At 73.5% G+C, this 20,803-nt stretch carries 18 protein-coding genes; 8 read left to right on the top strand and 10 right to left on the bottom strand.

The features are described 5' to 3' along the window. Positions 1 to 47 precede the first annotated feature (47 nt). Positions 48 to 1,340 carry a geranylgeranyl reductase family protein gene (locus tag AB0O29_RS14155; protein ID WP_365151157.1) on the bottom strand — a complete coding sequence of 431 codons (1,293 nt, stop codon included), beginning with the start codon at positions 1,338 to 1,340 and terminating at the stop codon, positions 48 to 50. A 98-nt stretch (positions 1,341 to 1,438) separates the two neighbouring features. On the opposite strand from AB0O29_RS14155, the gene AB0O29_RS14150 reads away from it, so the two are divergent. Further along, complete coding sequence (locus AB0O29_RS14150; RefSeq protein WP_365151154.1) at positions 1,439 to 1,963, top strand: GNAT family N-acetyltransferase; 525 nt, start codon at positions 1,439 to 1,441, stop codon at positions 1,961 to 1,963. A 30-nt stretch (positions 1,964 to 1,993) separates the two neighbouring features. Here AB0O29_RS14150 and AB0O29_RS14145 read toward each other — a convergent pair whose 3' ends face one another. Further along, the gene (locus tag AB0O29_RS14145) at positions 1,994 to 2,905 is read right to left on the bottom strand and encodes a glutaminase (RefSeq protein WP_365151202.1); all 912 of its coding nucleotides are present in this window, start codon (positions 2,903 to 2,905) and stop codon (positions 1,994 to 1,996) included. 24 nt (positions 2,906 to 2,929) lie between these two features. Then, a complete protein-coding gene (locus tag AB0O29_RS14140; RefSeq protein ID WP_365151151.1) occupies positions 2,930 to 3,625 on the bottom strand; it encodes a demethylmenaquinone methyltransferase in 696 nt (231 codons plus the stop codon). A gap of 177 nt (positions 3,626 to 3,802) precedes the next feature. Between AB0O29_RS14140 and AB0O29_RS14135 the strand changes: the two genes are divergently transcribed. Then, complete coding sequence (locus tag AB0O29_RS14135; RefSeq protein WP_365151148.1) at positions 3,803 to 4,630, top strand: DUF3152 domain-containing protein; 828 nt, start codon at positions 3,803 to 3,805, stop codon at positions 4,628 to 4,630. Positions 4,631 to 4,640: 10 nt separating this feature from the next. On the opposite strand, the gene AB0O29_RS14130 is transcribed toward AB0O29_RS14135, so the two are convergent. The 5 genes from AB0O29_RS14130 to AB0O29_RS14110 all read right to left on the bottom strand — a co-directional run bounded on the left by AB0O29_RS14130 (position 4,641) and on the right by AB0O29_RS14110 (position 10,380). Beyond that, positions 4,641 to 5,285 (bottom strand): hypothetical protein, encoded by a 645-nt coding sequence (locus AB0O29_RS14130; protein ID WP_365151145.1) that lies wholly within the window; start codon positions 5,283 to 5,285, stop codon positions 4,641 to 4,643. Positions 5,286 to 5,301: 16 nt separating this feature from the next. Continuing rightward, the gene (mqnC, locus tag AB0O29_RS14125; protein WP_365151142.1) at positions 5,302 to 6,501 is read right to left on the bottom strand and encodes a cyclic dehypoxanthinyl futalosine synthase; all 1,200 of its coding nucleotides are present in this window, start codon (positions 6,499 to 6,501) and stop codon (positions 5,302 to 5,304) included. A gap of 94 nt (positions 6,502 to 6,595) precedes the next feature. Next, positions 6,596 to 8,548: a serine/threonine-protein kinase gene (locus tag AB0O29_RS14120; RefSeq protein ID WP_365151139.1), complete on the bottom strand. Its 1,953-nt coding sequence runs from the start codon at positions 8,546 to 8,548 to the stop codon at positions 6,596 to 6,598. Positions 8,549 to 8,639: 91 nt separating this feature from the next. After that, entirely contained in the window at positions 8,640 to 9,257 is a 618-nt protein-coding gene (locus AB0O29_RS14115; protein ID WP_365151136.1) for a hypothetical protein, read from the bottom strand. A 259-nt stretch (positions 9,258 to 9,516) separates the two neighbouring features. Next, positions 9,517 to 10,380, bottom strand: coding sequence for a menaquinone biosynthesis protein (locus AB0O29_RS14110; RefSeq protein WP_365151133.1), 864 nt, complete (start codon positions 10,378 to 10,380; stop codon positions 9,517 to 9,519). 236 nt (positions 10,381 to 10,616) lie between these two features. On the opposite strand from AB0O29_RS14110, the gene AB0O29_RS14105 reads away from it, so the two are divergent. Beyond that, positions 10,617 to 10,820 (top strand): cold-shock protein, encoded by a 204-nt coding sequence (locus AB0O29_RS14105; RefSeq protein ID WP_007265804.1) that lies wholly within the window; start codon positions 10,617 to 10,619, stop codon positions 10,818 to 10,820. 219 nt (positions 10,821 to 11,039) lie between these two features. Here the strand turns inward: AB0O29_RS14105 and AB0O29_RS14100 are convergent, their stop codons facing one another. Continuing rightward, entirely contained in the window at positions 11,040 to 12,737 is a 1,698-nt protein-coding gene (locus tag AB0O29_RS14100; RefSeq protein WP_365151130.1) for a lytic transglycosylase domain-containing protein, read from the bottom strand. Positions 12,738 to 13,006: 269 nt separating this feature from the next. Here AB0O29_RS14100 and AB0O29_RS14095 point away from each other — a divergent pair, with 269 nt between their 5' ends. From AB0O29_RS14095 to AB0O29_RS14080, 4 genes are all read left to right on the top strand, one after another. After that, a complete protein-coding gene (locus AB0O29_RS14095) occupies positions 13,007 to 13,813 on the top strand; it encodes a thioredoxin domain-containing protein (RefSeq protein WP_365151128.1) in 807 nt (268 codons plus the stop codon). Positions 13,814 to 13,967: 154 nt separating this feature from the next. Further along, complete coding sequence (locus AB0O29_RS14090) at positions 13,968 to 14,636, top strand: hypothetical protein (RefSeq protein ID WP_365151125.1); 669 nt, start codon at positions 13,968 to 13,970, stop codon at positions 14,634 to 14,636. A 112-nt stretch (positions 14,637 to 14,748) separates the two neighbouring features. After that, complete coding sequence (locus AB0O29_RS14085; protein ID WP_365151122.1) at positions 14,749 to 15,534, top strand: SDR family oxidoreductase; 786 nt, start codon at positions 14,749 to 14,751, stop codon at positions 15,532 to 15,534. Between the two features lie 40 nt (positions 15,535 to 15,574). After that, entirely contained in the window at positions 15,575 to 18,166 is a 2,592-nt protein-coding gene (locus AB0O29_RS14080; protein ID WP_365151119.1) for a bifunctional FO biosynthesis protein CofGH, read from the top strand. Positions 18,167 to 18,190: 24 nt separating this feature from the next. On the opposite strand, the gene AB0O29_RS14075 is transcribed toward AB0O29_RS14080, so the two are convergent. Beyond that, the gene (locus AB0O29_RS14075; RefSeq protein ID WP_365151116.1) at positions 18,191 to 19,270 is read right to left on the bottom strand and encodes a tyrosine-protein phosphatase; all 1,080 of its coding nucleotides are present in this window, start codon (positions 19,268 to 19,270) and stop codon (positions 18,191 to 18,193) included. Positions 19,271 to 19,649: 379 nt separating this feature from the next. Between AB0O29_RS14075 and AB0O29_RS14070 the strand changes: the two genes are divergently transcribed. After that, complete coding sequence (locus AB0O29_RS14070; RefSeq protein ID WP_365151199.1) at positions 19,650 to 20,735, top strand: ADP-ribosylglycohydrolase family protein; 1,086 nt, start codon at positions 19,650 to 19,652, stop codon at positions 20,733 to 20,735. Positions 20,736 to 20,803: the final 68 nt, after the last annotated feature.

Below are 20,803 nucleotides of genomic sequence, written 5' to 3'. Positions count from 1 at the left end.
GGACCCGGGGGCGGCTCAGGGGCGGTACAGGGGCGTTCCGGTCCGGTTCAGGCCTTCGGGGCCACCTTCGAGAGGCCGTTGATGATGCGGTCCATCGCGTCGCCGCCCGTCGGGTCCGTCAGGTTCGCCAGCATCTTCAGCGTGAAGCGCATCAGCACCGGGTGCGTCAGGCCGCGCTGGGCGGCGATCTTCATGACCGCCGGGTTGCCGATCAGCTTCACGAAGGCGCGGCCCAGCGTGTAGTAGCCGCCGTAGGTCTCCTTCAGCACCTTCGGGTAGTTGTGCAGCGCCAGCTCCCGCTGGGCCGGGGTGGCGCGGGCGTGGGCCTGGACGATGACCTCCGCCGCGATCTGGCCGGACTCCATCGCGTAGGCGATGCCCTCGCCGTTGAACGGGTTGACGAGCCCGCCCGCGTCACCGACCAGCAGCAGGCCCTTCGTGTAGTGCGGCTGCCGGTTGAAGGCCATCGGCAGGGCCGCGCCGCGGATCGGCTGCGTCATGTTCTCGGGGGTGTAGCCCCAGTCCTCGGGCATGGACGCGCACCAGGCCTTCAGGACCTCGCGCCAGTCCAGCTCCTTGAACGCGGAGGAGGAGTTGAGGATGCCCAGGCCGACGTTGGACGTGCCGTCGCCCATGCCGAAGATCCAGCCGTAGCCGGGCAGCAGCCGGTCCTGCGGGCCGCGCCGGTCCCACAGCTCCAGCCAGGACTCCAGGTAGTCGTCGTCGTGCCGGGGCGAGGTGAAGTACGTCCGCACCGCCACGCCCATCGGGCGGTCCTCGCGCCGGTGCAGGCCCATGGCGAGGGACAGGCGCGAGGAGTTGCCGTCGGCCGCGACGACGAGCGGGGCGTGGAAGGTGACCGGGGTCTTGTCCTCGCCGAGCTTCGCCTGCACACCGGTGATGTGGCCGGTGCGCGGGTCGCGGATCGGCTCGCCGACGTTGCAGCGCTCGTACAGACGGGCGCCGGCCTTCTGCGCCTGGCGGGCCAGGGTCTCGTCGAAGTCGTCGCGCTTGCGGACGAGTCCGTAGTCCGGGAAGGACGCGAGTTCCGGCCAGTCCAGCTGGAGCCGCTGGCCGCCGCCGATGATGCGCAGGCCCTTGTTGCGCAGCCAGCCGGCCTCTTCGGAGATGTCGATGCCCATCGCCACCAGCTGCTTGGTGGCGCGCGGGGTCAGGCCGTCACCGCAGACCTTCTCGCGCGGGAACGCCGTCTTCTCCAGGAGCAGGACGTCGAGTCCGGCCTTGGCCAGGTAGTAGGCGGTGGTCGAGCCGGCGGGCCCGGCCCCGACGACGATCACGTCCGCGGAGTGTTCGGAGAGGGGCACGGTGGGCTCGGTCACTGCGGGGTCTCCCGAAGGCTCGATAAGGGGTGCCCAACGGCACAGGACATGACGCAGTCTATGCAGCGAGAGAGATCGCGATCCGAAGGGCTGCCCCGATGACGACCTCGCCGACGACCCGGCCACCGCTGCCGGTGATCCAGCTCCGCGTACCGACCGACGAGGACGCGCACGCCTGGCACCGCCTGTTCGACGACGCGGACGTGATGGAGTTCCTCGGCGGGCCCGCCGAGCTGTCCGCGTACGAGGAGTTCACGGCCCGCCAGCGGATGCACGACGCCCGGCTGGGGCACTGCCTGTGGACGCTGCTGGACGAGCGGGGCGAGGTGGTCGGCTTCACCGGGGCCCAGCCGTGGCCGGCGAAGCACGCGTGGGGGCCGGTGGGGCGGATCGAGATCGGGTGGCGGCTGGGGCGGGCCGCCTGGGGGAAGGGCTACGCGTACGCCGCCGCGCTGGCGACGGTGGAGCGGTTGCGGGAGGTGGGGGTGGAGCGGGTGTGCGCGGTGATCGACACCGGCAACGTCCGTTCGACGGCGGTCGCGGAGCGGCTCGGCATGACGCCGGGCGAGGAGTTCACGAACCCGTCCGGCCGGACCGCGCGCTGCTACGAGCTCACCCTCTGACGCCGGAGGCCCCGGGGGCCTCCCCCGGGGTCAGAACACGCTCAGGCCCGTCAGGGTCGTGAAGCGGTCCAGGGCGGCGGCGCCGGCGACCGAGTTGCCCCGGGCGTCGAGGCCCGGGCTCCAGACCGCGAGGGTGCACAGGCCCGGGACCACCGCGATGATGCCGCCGCCGACCCCGCTCTTGCCCGGCAGCCCGACCCGGTACGCGAACTCCCCCGCGGCGTCGTACGTCCCGCAGGTCATCATCACCGCGTTGATCTGCTTCGCCTCGCTGCGGGTCAGCAGCCGCGAGCCGTCCGCCCGCAGCCCGTGCCGGGCCAGGAAGCGTCCGGCCAGCGCCAGGTCGGCGCAGCTCATCTCGATGGAGCACTGCCAGAAGTAGTGGTCCAGCAGCATCGGCACGGGGTTGTCGATGTTGCCGTACGAGGCCATGAAGTGCGCCACGGCCGCGTTCCGGTCGCCGTGCTCCTGCTCGGACGCGGCCACCTCCGCGTCGAACCCGATGTCCGGGTTGCCGCTCTCCTGCCGCAGGAAGTCCAGGAGTTCGCTGCTCGCGTCACCCGTCAGGGTCTGGAGCCGGTCGGTGACGACGAGCGCGCCCGCGTTGATGAAAGGATTCCGCGGGATGCCGTTCTCGTACTCCAGCTGCACCAGGGAGTTGAACGGGTTGCCGGACGGCTCCCGGCCCACCCGCTCCCACAGGCTGTCGCCGCCCTCCGCGAGGGCGAGGGCCAGCGCGAAGACCTTGGTGATCGACTGGGTGGAGAAGGGGACCCGCCAGTCGCCGGTGCCGAAGACGTTGCCGTCGAGGTCGGCGATCGCCATCCCGAACCGGCGGGGGTCGACCCCCGCCAGCGCCGGGATGTACTCGGCGGGGGTGCCGGTGCCGATCAGCGGGGCGACGTCCGCCGCGATCCGTTCGAGGAGGTCCTGGTAGTCCACGGGTGCCACAGGTGCCAACGGACGCTACTGGACCTTGACGCCGCGGTGCAGCGCGACGATGCCGCCGCTCAGGTTGCGCCACGCGACCTTGCCCCAGCCGGCCTTCTGCAGCAGCTCGGCCAGCGCCGGCTGGTCCGGCCACTCGCGGATGGACTCGGCGAGGTACACGTACGCGTCGGGGTTCGAGGAGACGGCGCGGGCCACCGGCGGCAGGGCGCGCATCAGGTACTCGGTGTAGACCGTGCGGAACGGCGCCCAGGTCGGCTGGGAGAACTCGCTGATGACGACCTGCCCGCCGGGCTTGGTCACCCGGTACAGCTCGCGCAGCGCGGCGTCCGTGTCCTGGACGTTGCGCAGCCCGAAGGAGATCGTCACGGTGTCGAAGACGTCGTCGGCGAAGGGCAGCCGGGTCGCGTCGCCCGCCGTCAGCGGCAGCCACGGGTTGCGCTTCTTGCCCTCGCGCAGCATGCCGAGGGAGAAGTCGCAGGGGACGACGTACGCGCCGGTCGCGGCGTACGGGAGGGACGAGGTCGCGGTGCCGGCGGCCAGGTCGAGCACCTTCTGCCCGGGGCGGGCGGCGACCGCCCGGGCGGCCTCCTTGCGCCACAGGCGCGCCTGCCCGAGGGAGAGGACGTCATTGGTGAGGTCGTACTTCTCCGCGACGCCGTCGAACATGGAGGCGACTTCGTGCGGCTGCTTGTCCAGGGAAGCCCTTGTCACTGGCGGTGGCCCCTCGGTGCTCGGTGTGTCTGCCGGTCGGCGCGTACGGGCCCATCCTCTCAGGCCGCCGCCTTGTCGGCCGCCCCGGCCCGGTCCGGCTCGCTCCGACGGAAATTCCGGCAGATCAGGACCGGAAACGGGCAGACTGGGCGGGCAATCCGAACAAAGGGACCACCCATGGCTACACGCCGATCAGTCAAAGCACGACGGGCCGAACGGCGCAGGCGACTGCGCCGCACGGTCCTGGGCTCGACGGCGTTGGCCGCGCTCTCCGTCACCGCCTACTGGCTCGGGCTGGAGCGGGGCTCCGCCACCGCCGCCCGGAGCGGCCCGTCACCGGCGGCCGGGCGGGCGGCCGCCCCGGCCGAACACGCGTCACCGCCCCCGAGCCCGAGCCCGGCCACGAACCCGGCCACTGGCCCGGCCACGAGCCCGAGCCCGACCGCGGCGCCGGGTGCGTTCACCGCCTCCTCCTCCGCCGGCCGGGCCCAGGGCCAGGGGCGGGCGCTGCGCTGGCGGGTGGAGACGGAGAACGCCAGCGGCGTCGACCCGGACTCGGCCGCCCGGAACGTCGAGGAGATACTCGGGGACCGCCGCGGGTGGATACGCGACCCCGCGTACGGGTTCCGGCTGGCCGGCCGCGGCGAACCGGTGGACTTCACCGTGAAGATCGCCACCCCCTCCACCACCGACCGGCTGTGCGACGTGGTGACCCCCGAGCTCATCGGGGAGACCAACTGCCAGGCCCACCACACGATCGTGGTGAACCTCAAGCGCTGGCAGGAGGGTTCGCCGAAGTTCCGGGGCTCGGCCGCCGAGTACCGGGCGCTGATCATCAACCACGAGGTGGGCCACGAACTGGGCCGCGGCCACGAGACCTGCCCCCGGCCGGGCGCCCCCGCCCCGGCGATGATGCAGCAGATCAAGGGCCTCCAGGGCTGCACGTCCAACGCCTGGCCGCACACCGCCGACGGGACCTACCTGGCCGGCCCGCAGGTGCCCTAGCGGGACGGTCCTACCGCCGCCGGTGCAGCAGGCGGCCGCCGATGACCGTCGCCACGCAGGTGGTCGCCCCGCGTTCCAGGAGTTCGGCCGCGTCCGCCACCGCGAACACCGCGAACCGGGCCGCGCCCCCCGCCTCCAGCGCCCCGTGGAAGGCCTCCGCGGCGTTCGCCCGGCCGGTGAGCGGGTCCAGCGAGGGCGCGCCCTCGTAGGGGGCGGGCGGGACCACGGACAGGCCCGAGCGGACCACCGCCGTGCGCACCGCCGGGACGGTGAACCGCCCCGCGACCGCGACGACCCCGCGCGCCAGCAGCTTCTGCGTGCCGCGCCGGGCGCTGTTGCCCCGGCGGGACTCGGTCAGCTTCAGGGCTTCGAGGGCCTCGGCGCCGGTGATCGGGTCGGCGCCCAGCTCGGTGACCTCGTACGGGTCGTCGGGGTAGTACGTCCCCTCCAGCAGCACGTCCGCCCCGCGCGCCAGCAGCCCCGGGGTGAGCACCCCGGGCCAGCGCCGCACGCGGGCGTGCGGCGCGGCCGCGGCGAGGTCCGCGTACGGGCCCGTCCGGACGATCCGGTCGCCCTCCACCAGGACGGCGCCGGCCTCCAGCGGTGCGGCGTCCGGCCCGGTGACGAGGAGCTCGGCGGTGTGCAGCGTCAGCATCGGCGGTCGGTCCGCGTCAGTTCGCGGAGATGAGCTTCAGCTCGGGGTGCGCGGTGCCCCCCTCGATGGCGGTCGAGGAGATGTGCGAGACGACGCGGTCGTCGACGGGGTCGTTCGCCGGGTCCTCGTGCACGACGAGGTGCTCGTACGTGGTCGCGCGCTGCGCCGGGACGCGGCCCGCCTTGCGGATCAGGTCGATGATCTCCTGGCGGTTCGAGCGGTGCTTGGCACCGGCGGAGGAGACGACGTTCTCCTCCAGCATGATCGAACCGAGGTCGTCGGCGCCGTAGTGCAGGGAGAGCTGGCCCGCCTCCTTGCCGACGGTCAGCCAGGAGCCCTGGATGTGCGCGACGTTGTCGAGGAAGAGCCGCGCGATCGCGATCATGCGCAGGTACTCGAAGACCGTCGCCTGGGTCCGGCCCTTGAGGTGGTTGTTCTCGGGCTGGTACGTGTACGGGATGAACGCGCGGAAGCCGCCGGTGCGGTCCTGCGTGTCCCGGATCATCGCGATGTGCTCGATGCGCTCGGCGTTGGTCTCGCCGGTGCCCATCAGCATGGTGGAGGTGGACTCCACGCCCAGCTTGTGGGCGATCTCCATGATCTCCAGCCAGCGCTCGCCGGACTCCTTCAGCGGGGCGATCGCCTTGCGCGGGCGCTCCGGCAGGAGTTCGGCGCCGGCGCCCGCGAAGGAGTCGAGGCCGGCCGCGTGGATCCGCTGGATGGCCTCTTCGGCGGAGACCCCCGAGATGCGGGCCATGTGCTCGACCTCGGACGCGCCGAGGGAGTGGATGACCAGCTGCGGGAAGGCCTTCTTGATGGCGGAGAAGTGCTCCTCGTAGTACTCCACGCCGTAGTCCGGGTGGTGCCCGCCCTGGAACATCACCTGCGTGCCGCCGAGCTCGACGGTCTCCGCGCAGCGGCGCAGGATGTCGTCGAGGCCGCGGGACCAGCCCTTCTTCGTGTCCTTCGGAGCCGCGTAGAAGGCGCAGAACTTGCAGGCCGTGACGCACACGTTGGTGTAGTTGATGTTGCGCTCGATGATGTACGTCGCGATGTGCTCGGTACCCGCGTAGCGGCGTCGGCGCACCGCGTCGGCGGCCTGGCCGAGGGCGTGCAGAGGGGCGTGCCGGTAGAGGTCGAGGGCCTCTTCCTTGGTGATCCGGCCCCCCTCGGCGGCGCGGTCGAGGACGGACTGGAGTGCGGCCAGGTCGGTCACCGGTGGGTCACCTTTCGGCGGTGTGTCAAGGGTCCGGACCGATCCAGCCTACGCCAGGGCCCTTGACGGCCTCAGCCAGGGGGCGGGACCCCGCTCAGGGGCTGCGGACGAGGTCGCCCTCCGGGTTGCCGGCCCCCCGGTCGCCCGAGCGGTAGTGGAGCGTGCCGCCGGGGTTGAGGGTGAACCGTTCGTCGGCGGAGCCGCCGGAGCAGATGCCCGGGGCCGGATTGGTGCCGGCCGAGCTGTCGAGGACCAGGGAGTCGTCGGTGGCGGAGGTGAGCCGCCAGTCCCCGCTGCAGTCGGTGCCGAGGACCGGCAGGACCGACTTGTCCCGGGCGACGACCTGGCCGATCCCGCCGGCCTTGATGGTGATCTCGAACTCGGTGGTGGCCTTGATGCTGGTGGTGACGCTGCCCTTCCAGGTGCCGATGAACCCCTCGGGCACCTCCTTGCGGGACCCCTTCGGGGCCGCGGAGGAGCCTGAGGAGGCGGGGGCGGAGCCGGCCGGCTCCGGGGTCGAGGCGGTCGGGGGCCTGGCCGCCGTCGCGTCCCGGGCGTCGCCCTGGCCGGGCAGCAGCCCCATCCCGTACAGCCCGCCCGACAGCGCCACCAGGGCGGCGGCCGCGCCGAGCACCAGGGTGCAGCTGAAGCGGCGGCCGGCCGCGCTGAGGGTGACCCCGCCCCGCCCGCCCGCCGGCCCGGTCCGCGGCTGCGGGACCGCGCCGCGCCCGGCCGTCTCGGTGGGCGCCCCGTACACCCCGCCGCCGGCGGACCCGCCCGGGCCCGTGCCGTACGGGCCGCCGGGACCCGTGCCGTACGGGCCGCCGCCGGTGGACCCGCCGGGCCCCGTGCCGTACGCGGCGCCGCCGGAGCCGGCCGTGCCCGGCCCGCCGGAGCCGTAGGGGCCCGCGTTCCCGGCGTACCCGGGCGGGGTCCCGTACGAGGGGTCCGGCGTCCCGAAGCCGACCCCGACGGGCCCTCCGTAGGAGCCCTCGGTGAAGGGCACCGGCCCGGACGCGGACACCGTCCCCGGGCCGAACCCGGAGCCGTCACCGGACCCCGGCCAGGCCCCGGCCCCGGACCCGTCGCCGGACCAGGGCCCCGAGCCGCTTCCCGCGCCCGCGCCGGGGAACGCCGCCCCGCCCCCGCCCTCGGAGGCCTCGGCGTCCAGGTCGAGCAGCGCCACCGCCGCCCGGCTCGCCTCCTCCACCAGCGGCGCCGGCAGCCACCCCGGAGCGCCCAGGGCACCGCCCAGCGCCGCCGCCAGGGCCTCGGGCGAAGGCCGTTCGGCGGCCGCCTTCGCCAGGCAGGAGGCGATCAGCTCGCGCAGCGGCCCGGCCGGGACCGCGTCGAGCTCCGGCGGCTCGTGCACCACCTTGTAGAGCAGGGTCGCGGAGTTGTCCCCGCTGAACGGCGGCCGTCCGGTCGCCGCGAACGCCAGGACCGCGCCCAGCGAGAACACGTCCGAGGCGCCCGTGACCCCCTTGCCGAGGATCTGCTCCGGCGACATGTAGCCCGGGGAGCCGATGGACACCCCGGTGGAGGTCAGCGAGGCGGTGCCGTCCGTGGCCCGGGCGATCCCGAAGTCGATCAGCCGGGGCCCGTCGAGGGTCAGCATCACGTTCGACGGCTTCACGTCCCGGTGGACGAGGCCCAGCCCGTGCACCGCCACCAGGGCCCGGGCCAGCCCCCCGCCCACGGCCCGCACCGAGGCCTCGGGCAGCGGCCCGTGCGCGGCGACCGCCCGGTCCAGCGAGGGGCCCGCCACGTACCCGGTCGCCACCCACGGCACGGGCGCCTCCGGGTCGGCGTCCAGCACGGGTGCGGTCCACTCCCCGCCCACCCGCCGCGCGGCCTCCACCTCGCGGCGGAAGCGGGTGCGGAACTCCGTGTCGGAGGCGAAGTGGGGGTGCACGACCTTCACGGCGACGGTCCGGCCGCCCGCGCTGCGCCCCAGGTAGACCCGTCCCATGCCGCCCGCGCCGAGCCGGCCGAGCAGCCGGTACGCGCCGATCGTCCGCGGCTCACCGGCTTCGAGCGGCTGCATCGCGTCCCCCCCTGTCCCCGGGCTCCCCGCGTCACCCGGACAGCAGCACCTTAGGGGGTGTCCGCCGGATCGGGGCCGCGAAGAGCGGGCGTCAGCGGCGGTCCGCGCCCCAGACCTCGCTCTCCCTGAGCACCGCGAGGGCGAAGGCCAGCCGCTTGTCCAGCCAGCCGTCCGGCGCGACCTCGTACCAGCGGGGCCCCTGGGAGGGCCGGAAGGTCAGCACGGTCTCCTCCCCCGCCCGCCAGCGCACCGGCTTCAGCGGGGCCGCGCCGGTGTCCTCGGCGCCCAGGCTCAGGATGTCGTCGACGACGCTCCCGAGGACCTTCCCGACGCCCCGCCCGACGCTCCGGCCGGGTCCCCCCTCGGCCCAGCCGCGCGGGGCGGCCGCCTCCGGGTGCCCGGGCTGCTCCAGCGACCAGCCGTGCCGGACCAGCCGCCGCGCCGCCGGGGTGCGGTGCACGGAGCCGGCCTCGCGCCCGGCCGCGTCCGCCACCCGGTGGTGCTCGCCGCCGGGGTCCCGCGGCAGCACCGAGCACAGGGGCCGGGTGCGGCCCTCGTCCTCGTACAGCCGGAAGCCCCCCTGCCGCAGGGAGGCCCCCTCGGGCCCGGCCGGCACGATGTACAGCGCCGGGACCATCAGCTCCACCCCGCCGCGCAGCCGCGGAACGCGCAGGGCGTGGGCCCCCGCGCCCCGCTTCGACGCGCGCACCGCGTCGCGCAGCGTCCGGCCGACCGTGAACCGGGTGATCCCGTTCCATGGAACCGGTTCAAAGGGTTCCGGACTTGCCGTGTTCCTGCCGAATGCCATGCGCTTACCCCGCCCCGCTCGTATTCCGCTCCGCGCTTCCGCTTCGGCTTCTCCGGACGTGTGCGACGGAAATACGAAAGGCGAACGAATTACCGGCAAACGGAACATTCCCGTTCGGTGAAGCGGAAGACCCCGGAGAAGATCTCCGGGGTATTGAAGATCAACGTTCCGCGGCGCCGACCTTCAGCAACTCCACCGCCACATCCGTCGCGTAGCCCGTGTCCGCTCCCGTACGGCGCGCGAATTCCCTCACCCCGGCGAGTTGTTCCGGACCGAAGCGGAAGTCGAGGGTGGTGAAGTACCGCTGGAGCAGGCCGGCGTCGAAGGCCTCCCAGCGCGCCGCCTGCTCGGCGACCTTCACGACCTCCTCCAGGGACAGGTCCCGGGAGGCGAGGAAGGCCTCGTGGACCTCCCGGACGATCTCGGGTTCGCGGGCCAGGTAGTCCTTGCGGGCGGCCCAGACGGCGAAGACGAACGGGAGCCCCGTCCAGTCCTTCCACATCTGGCCGAGGTCGTGCACCGCCAGCCCCAGCCGGGGCGCGTCGTGCAGCGAGGCGCGCAGCGCGGCGTCGCCGATGAGCACCGCCGCGTCGGCCTCCTGCATCATCAGCCCCAGGTCAGGGGGGCAGGTGTAGTAGTCGGGCCGTACCCCGTACTGCTCGGCGAGCAGCAGCTGGGCGAGGCGCACGGAGGTCCGCGAGGTCGAGCCGAGGGCCACCCGGGCCCCGTCCAGCCGCTCCAGCGGGACCTGCGAGACGATCACGCAGGACATGACGGGGCCGTCACAGCCGACGGCGATGTCCTGGAGGGCGACGAGCCGGTCCGCGTTGCGGAGGAACTCCACGAGGGTGATCGGGGCGATGTCGAGCTCCCCCTGGACGAGCCGCTCGCTCAGCTTCTCGGGGGTGTCCTTGGTCAGCTCCATGTCCAGCAGCGTGCCGGTGCGCGCGAGACCCCAGTAGAGGGGCATGCAGTTCAGGAACTGGATGTGGCCGACCCTGGGCCGGCTGCGATAGACGTCCACATCGCGAGACTAGCGGCGCTTCTCCGTCAGCGATCGAGCGGGTCTCAAACGTCCGGGTGACGTGATCTTTCCCTCTGGTCTCGGCCCGAGGGTGCGTGCTAGGCTCGACGCAAGTTGCAGTTTGGTTTCCCTTGCAGTACGAGGCCTGCGGAGCATGTAACCCGCAGGCTTTTGTAGTTTTCAGACTTCTTAGCAGGTTCTGGAGCAGGGCGACCCTTTGGCCCATAGGAGGGCTCATGGCTACCGGAACCGTGAAGTGGTTCAACGCTGAAAAGGGCTTCGGCTTCATCGCCCAGGACGGCGGCGGCCCGGATGTCTTCGTCCACTACTCCGCGATCAACGCCTCTGGCTTCCGCTCCCTCGAGGAGAACCAGCAGGTGAACTTCGACGTCACGCAGGGTCCGAAGGGCCCGCAGGCGGAGAACGTCACCCCGGCCTAGTCGCCAGGCCGATCCGATCGCGGTCGGATTACGCAGTACCCAAGGAGCCCTGCTCCCCCCGTGCGAACGGAGGGGGCGGGGCTCCTGCCTTTTCCGCCCCGCCACCGGCCCGCCAGCGGCCCGCCCGGAGGGCCGCCGAGGCGCCCGTACGACGACGGCACGGCCGGTCGCCGTGGGGGCGACCGGCCGTGCCGTCGGGTGCGGGCGTACGGGGCCGGGTCAGGCCTTCGGGGCCGCCTTGGGGGCGGTGACCGTGACGTCCAGGACGAGCTCCGCACCGTCCGCCGTGGTCAGCCGCAGGTGGTAGGTGCCGGCGGGCGCGTCCGTCGTCAGCAGGTCCGGAAGGGCGATCCTGCCGTCGGCCGCGGTCTTGGGCAGCTCCAGCGTGAAGAGCTTCCGGCCCTCCGCCGCGCCCTTGAAGAACGGGCCCTTCGCCGTCTTCGGGTCCACCGGGACCCAGGCCCCGGGCTTGCCCGTGACCAGCTCGGCGGTGACCTGGACACCGGCCTGCGGCGCGTCACCGCGGGCGGCCAGGAAGCTCAGGCCCTCGACCGGGGCGCCCGCGGCGACCTCGACCGCCGCGGTGCCGTCCGTACGGGTGAGCGCCACCGGCTTCTCGGCCGGCTTCGCGGTGACCTTGCCGTCCAGGGCCACGGTGAACTGGCTCTTGGCGTCGTAGGCCGTGGCCCTCAGGGTGAAGGTGCCCGCCTTCGGGCCCGCCTTCAGCCGCGGGGCGGTGGCGATGCCCTGGGCGTCGGTGCGGACGACCACGCTCGACTGGTCGCCGAAGACGAAGCCCGTACCGCCGGTGGTGTCCTGCTCCACCGCGACGACCACGGCCTGGCCGGCGGCCGGCTTGCCGTCGCTGAGGACCGCCTTGAAGCTGGCGCCGTCCGCGAACGTGCTGCCGGCCTCGGCCTCCAGCTTCGCGTCGCCGACCCGCTCCAGCTTGGCCAGCGTCGCCGGCGCCGGGGTCGGCTTCGACGGGTCCGGCGTCGGGGTGGGCTTCGGGTCCGGCTTGGGCGTCGGCTTGGGGTCCGGCGTGGGCGTCGGCTTCGTCGCCGGGGGGTTCGGGGTGGGAACGTGCGGCGGGGTGGGCACGGTCGGCGCGGGCGGGGTCGGGTAGTTGCCGACGGGCGGGTTCGGGATCCCGGCGGTGCCGTCCTGCTGGTACTGGCGCATGTAGCCGAGCACGCTGTTCACGTACTCGCGCGACTGGTTGTAGCTGAGGATCGCCTTGTCGAGGTCGGCCGGGTTCGACAGGTCCTTGCCGCCCGCGCAGAGGTAGAGGCCCGCGCCCAGCGCCGCGTCGTAGATGTTGTTGGCGTCGCGCTTGCCGTCCCCGTTGCCGTCGGCCTTCCAGGTGGCCCAGGTGGAGGGGATGAACTGGAGCGGGCCGAAGGCGCGGTCGTACTCGGTGTCGCCGTCGAACTCGCCCTTGTCGGTGTCGAGGATCTTCGCGAAGCCGTTGCCGTCGAGGCGGGGGCCGCGGATCGGGCGCTCGGTGGTGCCGTCCTCCTTGAGCCCGTAGCCGGAGGCGTGCACGGACTCGATCCGGCCTATGCCCGCGATCAGCTGCCAGGGCAGCTTGCACTTGGGGAGCGCGGCGGCGACGGCCACCTCGGCGCGCTTGTAGGCGTCGAGGGCGGTCGCGGGGATGCCGGCGGCGCCTTCGGCGGCCGTGCCCCCCGCGCCGGCGGCGGGCGGGACGACGGGGTCCGCGAGCTGGCCGGGCAGGTCGAGGCGGGCGTCACCGCGCTCGGCTGCCTGCGGGCTGTCCGGAGTGGGTTCGGCCTCGCCCGCGGCGGCGCCCGGGGTGTTGGTCACGACCGCGGCGGTGGTGAGGCTGGCCGCCAGGGCGGCCGTGCACAACACCTTGCGCGAGGTGTTGACTACGTGACGGTGAAGCGGCTTCACGGTGCGGCGATCCCCCCAAGGCGGCCGGCGAAGTCAGGCGCACGGCCGGTCGGGCCGTGATTCTTCTGTCTATCAGGTATTCGGATGCGACTCGCCGTCGCCCCCGCAGATATGACGCACCATTCGTCTCGGCTTCACCCGTCTGTGGCCCAGGACGTCCAGCCCGCCTCCTGCGGCACTCCGTCCCGGCCCGAAGAGGACTTACGGCCCTGCCCGAAAAGCACCAAAGGCCCATCCTGGCACGGCTCGTTGGAATTTACTCTGGTTTCATGGCTAGTGGGGGCAAGAAGGACCAGCGGCGCGAGGCCCGTGAACGGCTCGCGGCACAGCGGGAGGCGCAGGCGCGCGGCGCCCGGCGGCGCGGGCGGCTGCTCGTCGGCGGGGCGCTGGCCGCCGTGCTCGCGGCCGCGGTCGGGGTCGGGATCTACGCGTCGGGATCGGCGGGTTCGGGCGACAGCGAGGCGGGCGACCGGCCGTTCGTCCGGCCCGCGCACACCGCGGGCGAGGACGGGGTGGTCGTCCCGTACGGCAAGGAGGGCGCGAAGGACCTCGTGTCGGTCTGGCTGGATCCGCGCTGCCCGTTCTGCGCGGGCGTGGAGACGGGCCTCGGGCCGGCCTTCAAGGAGCGCGCGGACGCCGGGGACTACCGGGTCGAGTACCACTTCGCGACCTTCCTGGACGGGGCCCTCGGCGGCAAGGGCTCCAAGCGCGCGCTGAACGCGCTGGGCGCGGCGGTGAACGAGGACCCGGGGAAGTTCATGGACTACCTCCAGGTGCTCTACGAGAACCACCCGCAGAAGGAGTCGGACGACAGGTTCGGCTCCACGGCCACCCTGCTGGACCTCGCCGACCAGGTGCCGGGACTGCGGAACCCCGGCTTCGACAAGGCGGTCAAGGAGCTGACGTACATGCCGTGGGTGGACCGGGTCTCGAAGGCCTTCTACGGCAGCGGCAAGAAGGGCACGCCGGTGGTGGAGGTCAACGGCAAGGAGGTGGACGTGCTGACGGGCAAGGGCCTGGAGACGATCACCCCGGAGGCCTTCGGGCAGCTGGTCGCCTCGAACCGGAAGCCGTGACGCACCGGGGCGCGGATGGCCTGAAATCGCTTGGGCGCCTGGTAGCTTCAGGCCACACGAGAGCACTGGTGTGCGACTCCGCCGCCTTCCGTGGGGACATCCGGAAGCCGGCCGCCGCTCTCGAAGCCCGCGCCGCCGATCCCGAAGGCCTGCCATGACCACCCCGCCGCCGCAGCAGCCCATACCGAACCCCTACTCCGGCGCCCCGGTCCCGCCGAACCCGTACTCCGGCGCCCCCGTCCCGCCGAACCCGTACGCGGGCACCGCCGCCCAGCAGCCGAACCCGTACGCCCAGCCGTACGCGGGCCACCCCGGCCAGCCCCCGACGGGCCACCCCGGCCCGCACCCCGCCGGCTACCCGGCCGCTCCGGGCGCCGTGCCGCACGACCCCGCGTACGCGCCCCCGTACGCCCACGCGCCCGCGCCGGGCTGCCGCAACTGCGGGGCCCCGGAGACGGCGAACTTCGCGGTCCGCGCCCACGTCGGCGTGCTGGTCATGATGCGCTTCCACACCCTCAACGGCCCCTTCTGCCGCCGGTGCGGCCGGGCGCTGGTGCGGGTCATGACCACCAAGACCCTGTGCCAGGGCTGGTGGAGCCCCTTCTCCCTGGTGATCTTCACGCCCTTCACGCTGATCTGGAACCTGATCGCCGCGATGAAGTTCGGCAAGCTCCCGTACTCCGACCCGGCGCCCGGCCGCCAGCAGCTGGACGAGGGACCGCCGGTGCACGCCCGGCCGCTCGCCTACGTGGCGATCGTCCCGCTGCTCTGGTTCACCTGGGTCGCCGTGAACATCTACCTGGACGCCTCCGGCCGCCGCTGAGCACGGCCCGGCCCGCTCCCCCGCCCGCTCCCCCGCGCCCCTTCCCACCGCGGCCGCGCCCGCCTACCCTGACGCCCCGTCAGAAATCTTACGAGTCACAGGGGAGCGGGCCATGCTGCTGCGAGGGAAGACCGTCGTCGTCTCCGGCGTGGGGGCCGGGCTCGGCCACCAGGTGGCCGCCGCCGTGGTGCGCGACGGCGGGAACGCCGTCCTCGGCGCCCGCACCGAGGCCAACCTGGCCAAGTCCGCCGCCGAGATCGACCCCGACGGCACCCACACCGCCCACCTGCCCACCGACATCACCGACGAGCGGCAGTGCGAGGCCCTCGCCACGCTCGCCGCCGAACGGTTCGGCGGCATCGACGCCGTCGTGCACGTGGCCGCCTGGGACTCCTACTTCGGCGGCCTGGAGGACGCCGACTTCGGGACCTGGCAGCAGATCATCGACGTCAACCTCCTCGGCACCCTGCGCATGACCCGCGCCTGCCTGCCGGCCCTCAAGGGCGGGGGCGGCGGCTCCGTCGTCCTCATCGGCACCCAGTCCGCCGTCGCCGCGCCCAGCGAGGTCCGCCAGGCCGCCTACGCCGCCTCCAAGGGGGCGCTGACCTCCGCCATGTACTCCCTGGCCCGAGAGCTCGGCCCGCACCGGATCCGCGTCAACACCGTGCTGCCCGGCTGGATGTGGGGCCCGCCCGTGCAGGCCTTCGTGACCTTCACCGCGCACACCGAGAACGTCCCCGAGGCCGAGGTGCACGCCCGCCTCACCGACCGGATGGCCCTGCCCGACCTCGCCACCGACGGGGACGTCGCGGACGCCGCCGTCTTCCTCGCCTCCGACCGGGCACGGGCGATAACCGGCCAGTCCCTGCTGGTCAATGCCGGTGAGCTGATGCGATGACCCCCTCCGGCGCCGGAACTCCTGATCGTATGCTCCCCGTATGACCACTCCGAGTGACGCTCCGACCGACAACGCGATGCGCCGTGCCCTGCGGCGGGCCCGCGACGGCGTCGCGCTCGACGCGACCGAGGCGGCCGTGCTGCTCCAGGCCCGTGGCGAGGCCCTGGAGGACCTCACCGCCTCCGCCGCCCGGGTCCGCGACGCGGGCCTGGCGGCCGCCGGCCGCGCGGGCGTGATCACGTACTCGAAGAGCGTGTTCATCCCGCTCACCCGGCTGTGCCGGGACAAGTGCCACTACTGCACCTTCGCCACCGTCCCCGGCAAACTGCGCCGGGCCGGACACGGGATGTTCATGTCCCCGGACGAGGTCCTCGACATCGCCCGCCGGGGCGCCGCCCTGGGCTGCAAGGAAGCGCTGATCACCCTCGGGGACAAGCCCGAGGACCGCTGGCCGGAGGCCCGCGAGTGGCTGGAGGCGGAGGGCTACGACGACACGATCTCCTACGTCCGCGCCATCTCCGTGCGCATCCTGGAGGAGACCGGGCTGCTGCCCCACCTCAACCCGGGCGTCATGTCCTGGGCGGACTTCCAGCGGCTCAAGCCCGTCGCCCCGTCCATGGGCATGATGCTGGAGACCACCGCCACCCGGCTGTGGTCCGAGCCCGGCGGCCCGCACCACGGCTCCCCCGACAAGGAGCCGGCCGTCCGCCTGCGCGTCCTGGAGGACGCGGGGCGCTCCTCCGTCCCCTTCACCTCCGGACTGCTCATCGGCATCGGCGAGACGTACGAGGAGCGCGCCGAGTCGCTGTTCGCGCTGCGCCGGATCTCCCGGGCCTACCACGGGATCCAGGAGCTGATCATCCAGAACTTCCGCGCCAAGCCGGACACGGCGATGCGCGGGATGCCGGACGCCGAACTGGACGACCTGGTCGCCACGATCGCCGTCGCCCGGCACATCATGGGCCCCTCCGCCTGCCTCCAGGCCCCGCCGAACCTGGTCGACGGCGAGTACGCCCGCCTGATCGGCGCCGGCATCGACGACTGGGGCGGGGTCTCCCCCCTCACCCCGGACCACGTCAACCCCGAGCGGCCCTGGCCGCAGATCGACCTGCTGGCCGAGCGTTCGGCGGCGGCCGGGTTCGAGCTGCGCGAACGGCTCTGCGTCTACCCGGAGTTCGTGACCCGGGGCGAGCCCTGGCTGGACCCCCGGCTGCTGCCCCACGTCCGGGCGCTGGCCGACCCGGAGACGGGCCTGGCCCGCCCGGACGCCGTCGTCGAGGGGCACCCGTGGCAGGAGCCCGAGGAGGCCTTCACCGCCACCGGGCGCACCGACCTGCACACCGCGATCGACACCGAGGGCCGCACCGGCGACCGCCGCGAGGACTTCGACCACGTCTACGGCGACTGGGAGGCCCTGCGCGAGGCCGCCGCGCCCGGCATGGTGCCCGAGCGGATCGACACCGACGTACGGGCCGCCCTCGCGCAGGCCGCCGAGGACCCGGAGCGGCTCACCGACGAGCAGGCCCTGGCCCTGCTGCACGCGGACGGCCCGGCGCTGGACGCCCTGTGCCGGATCGCGGACGACCTGCGCCGCTCGGTGGTGGGCGAGGACGTCACCTACGTCGTCACGCGGAACATCAACTTCACCAACGTCTGCTACACCGGCTGCCGTTTCTGCGCCTTCGCGCAGCGCCGCACCGACGCCGACGCGTACACCCTGTCCCTGGAGCAGGTCGCCGACCGGGCGGCCCAGGCCTGGGAGGTGGGCGCCGTCGAGGTGTGCATGCAGGGCGGGATCCACCCGGACCTGCCCGGGACGGCGTACTTCGACATCGCGCGGGCGGTGAAGGAGCGGGTGCCGGGCATGCACGTGCACGCCTTCTCCCCGATGGAGGTCGTCAACGGAGCCACCCGCACCGGAATGTCCGTACGGGACTGGCTGACGGCCGCCAAGGAGGCCGGGTTGGACTCCGTCCCGGGCACGGCGGCGGAGATCCTGGACGACGAGGTCCGCTGGGTGCTCACCAAGGGCAAGCTGCCGACGGCGGACTGGACCGAGGTCATCACCACCGCGCACGCGCTGGGCATCCGCTCCTCGTCCACGATGATGTACGGGCACGTGGACCAGCCCCGGCACTGGCTCGGCCACTTCCGCACCCTGGCCCGGATCCAGGAGACGGCGCTGGCCAACGGAGTGGAGGGGTTCACGGAGTTCGTGACGCTGCCCTTCATCCACACCAACGCCCCCGTCTACCTGGCGGGCATCGCCCGGCCCGGGCCGACCGTCCGCGACAACCGGGCGGTGACGGCCATGGCCCGGCTGCTGCTGCACCCGCACATCCCGAACATCCAGACGAGCTGGGTGAAGCTGGGCACGGAGGGCGCGGCGGAGATGCTCCGGTCCGGGGCGAACGACCTGGGCGGGACGCTGATGGAGGAGACCATCTCGCGGATGGCGGGGTCCTCGTACGGCTCGTACAAGTCGGTACGGGACCTGGTCGCGGTCGCGGAGGCGGCGGGCCGGCCCGCGCGGGCCCGGACAACCCTGTACGGGGAGGTGCCGCAGGAGCGGCAGGACGCGGCGCGGGCCTCGGACGGGCACCTGCCGGAGCTGCTGCCGCTCCTGGACTGAACGGCCGGACGGCCTGGGGCGGGGTCAGCCGACGAGGAGGTCCCGCTTCAGGTCGCGCAGCTCGCGGGCGTCCATGCCGAGGCCGTCCTTGAGGTAGCGGTCGAAGGTGCCGTACTTGGCCTTGACCTCGTCGTAGCCCGCGTTCAGGTACTCGGGGCGGACGTCGAGCATCGGCTTGTAGACGGCGGCCTGCGGGGCCGGCAGGTGCGAGAGGATCGCGTCGTTGGCGGCCTTGCGGTAGTCGTTGCTGGCCAGGTAGTCGGCCATCACCGTCTCCTGCGGGACGCCGAGGGCGGTCAGCAGCGTGGCGTCGGCCCAGCCGGTGCGGTCCTTGCCGGCGGTGCAGTGGAAGAGGACGGCGTGGGCGCGGTCGTCGCGGACCCCGTCGAGGACCTGCGTGTAGGCCTTCTTGCCGCCTTCGCCGCTGACCATGCTCCGCTCGGCGCCGATCATGGCCTGGACGGCCTCGTCGGGGGACTTGGGCAGGGTCTGGAAGGAGCCGGAGCCGGCGAAGACGTCGGCGACGACGTAGCGGGCGCCGGCCGGGACCTGGTCGGCGTCCTTGGTGCGCTCGTCCTGGGTGCGCAGGTCGAATATCGTCTTCACGCGCAGCCGCTGGAGCTTGGCCTGGTCGGCGGCGGTCAGCTTGTTGAGGGCGTCGGAGCGGTAGACCTCGCCCATCTTGACCCACTGGCCGGTGGTGGTGCGGTAGCCGCCGACGTCGCGGAAGTTGACCGCGCCCTCCAGCTTGATCTGGCGGTCTGCGAGGTGCAGGCCCTGGCCGTGGTCGGCCTTGAAGTCGAACCACTGGCGGTCGGCGGCGGGCAGCCCCTTGACGGTGGCCCGGCCCTGGGAGCCGCCCTTGGCGACGACCTTGCCGTTCGCCTTGATCTCGACGTGCTTGGTGCCCTTGGCGTTCCACTTCAGGGCGTACGAACCGTCCGCGGCGGCGGTGACGGTGGCCTCGGTGAAGGGGATCGAGGTGCGGTCGTGGTGCCGGCCGGGCCATTCCCAGCCGGAGGCGGAGGCGGCGGGGGCCACGACCAGCGAGGCGGTGAGAGCGGAGGCGGCGACGGCGGTCGCGGCGAGGAGAGCCTTCTTCATGCCGTCGAGGCTCCGGGCCCCCGGCGAACCGGACGTGAACGGGACATGGCTGGAAACGGCCACCCCGAAGGCAAGTGGCAAAACGTGCCATTGATCATTCCCCTGGCTGGAAGTACTCGGGATCCGGCCGTTCTCCGCTCACTTACGGGCGACCTGACGGACTCCTTCCGAAATAGACCGAAGCGGTCCACTACAGTGCGCGCCAGACTCTGGGGGGAACCGCATGGATACGACCACGAGCACGTCCACGAGCACACCCACGACGGCGGGGGCCGACGGGGCCACCAGACCGGCCGGGGCGGCGGGCGCCGGCGGGACGGCCGCGTCCCTCCTCACCCGCGCCGCCGCCCCGGGACCCGCCACGGCCCCGGCCACCAACCTGACCACCGCCCTGTGGGGCCGCGCCGAACAGCAGGACTTCCGCAGCCGGGTGCGCGGCGCCCTCCTCGGCTCGGCCGTCGGAGACGCCCTCGGCGCCCCCGTCGCCGGCCTGACCCCGGACGGCATCCGCGAGGCCCACGGCCCGGCCGGCCTCACCGGCCCGGTCCCCGCCCACGGCCGGCGCGGCACCGTCACGGCCGCCACCCAGCTCACCCTGTTCACCGTCGACGGCCTGATACGGGCCCACGTGCGCCGGGACACCGGCGCCTGGCACCCCCCGACCGACGTGCACCGCGCCTACCTCCGCTGGGCGGCGACCCAGCACGACTGGGGCCCGGACGAGCGCCGCGCGGACAACGGCTGGCTCGCCCGCGAGGAGTGGCTCTACGTCCGCCGCGACCCCGCCCGCGCCTGCCTGACGGGCTTCGCCGACGACACCCGCGGCACCCCGGACCAGCCCAAGAACCCCACCGCCCGGGACGCCGCCGCCACCGTGCGCTCGGCCCCGTTCGGGCTCCTGGTCGGCTGGGAGAGCGCCCTCGTCCTCCAACTCGCCGTCGAGTGCGCGACCCAGAGCCACGGCCACCCCACCGCGTACCTGTCCGCAGGGGCCCTCGCCGTCATCGTCCACGGCCTCACCCGGGGCGAGGCCCTCGACGCCGCAGTCCGCCGCGCCCTCGCCCTCCTCGCCGCCCGCCCCGGCCACCAGCCCGTCACCGACGCCCTGCGGCGGGCCCTCACCGCCGCCGACGGCACGCCCGAGGCCCCGCCCGCCTCCGGCGACGTCCGCGGCGCCGAGGAGACCCTCGCCCTCGCCGTCCACTGCGCCCTCGTCGCGGAGGACATGCGGCACGGGCTGCGCCTGGCCGTCAACCACGGCGGCGACTGCGCCGCCACGGGCGCCCTGACCGGGGCCCTCCTCGGCGCCCTCCTCGGCGAGACCGCCCTCCCGGCGGCCTGGCTGGCCGAGGTGGAGGGCCGCCCCACGATCCTGGAACTGGCCGACGACTTCGCCCTGGAGATGACCCAGGGCCCCACCCTCCACCCCACCCCGGCCTGGCTCACCCGCTACCCGCAGGTCTGAGGCGCGGGGTCCGGGGCGGAGCCCCGCCACGGCCCCGCGCCCCTGCCACCCGCACCCGGAACCCCGTA

This window comes from Streptomyces sp. NPDC089915 (assembly GCF_040684675.1).
Taxonomy (GTDB): Bacteria; Actinomycetota; Actinomycetes; order Streptomycetales; family Streptomycetaceae; genus Streptomyces.
Note: the sequence above shows the minus strand (reverse complement) of the source record. Positions and strands in the feature narration are given on the sequence as shown.

Excerpts from the sequence above, each read along its gene's own strand:
- AB0O29_RS14090 (WP_365151125.1), top strand. The coding sequence starts at position 13,968 with ATGACCACCCCGCCGCCGCAGCAGCCCATACCGAACCCCTACTCCGGC.
- AB0O29_RS14085 (WP_365151122.1), top strand. The coding sequence starts at position 14,749 with ATGCTGCTGCGAGGGAAGACCGTCGTCGTCTCCGGCGTGGGGGCCGGG.
- AB0O29_RS14120 (WP_365151139.1), bottom strand. The coding sequence starts at position 8,548 with ATGCAGCCGCTCGAAGCCGGTGAGCCGCGGACGATCGGCGCGTACCGG.
- AB0O29_RS14075 (WP_365151116.1), bottom strand. The coding sequence starts at position 19,270 with ATGAAGAAGGCTCTCCTCGCCGCGACCGCCGTCGCCGCCTCCGCTCTC.
- AB0O29_RS14150 (WP_365151154.1), top strand. The coding sequence starts at position 1,439 with ATGACGACCTCGCCGACGACCCGGCCACCGCTGCCGGTGATCCAGCTC.
- AB0O29_RS14130 (WP_365151145.1), bottom strand. The coding sequence starts at position 5,285 with ATGCTGACGCTGCACACCGCCGAGCTCCTCGTCACCGGGCCGGACGCC.
- AB0O29_RS14105 (WP_007265804.1), top strand. The coding sequence starts at position 10,617 with ATGGCTACCGGAACCGTGAAGTGGTTCAACGCTGAAAAGGGCTTCGGC.
- AB0O29_RS14135 (WP_365151148.1), top strand. The coding sequence starts at position 3,803 with ATGGCTACACGCCGATCAGTCAAAGCACGACGGGCCGAACGGCGCAGG.
- AB0O29_RS14080 (WP_365151119.1), top strand. The coding sequence starts at position 15,575 with ATGACCACTCCGAGTGACGCTCCGACCGACAACGCGATGCGCCGTGCC.
- AB0O29_RS14095 (WP_365151128.1), top strand. The coding sequence starts at position 13,007 with ATGGCTAGTGGGGGCAAGAAGGACCAGCGGCGCGAGGCCCGTGAACGG.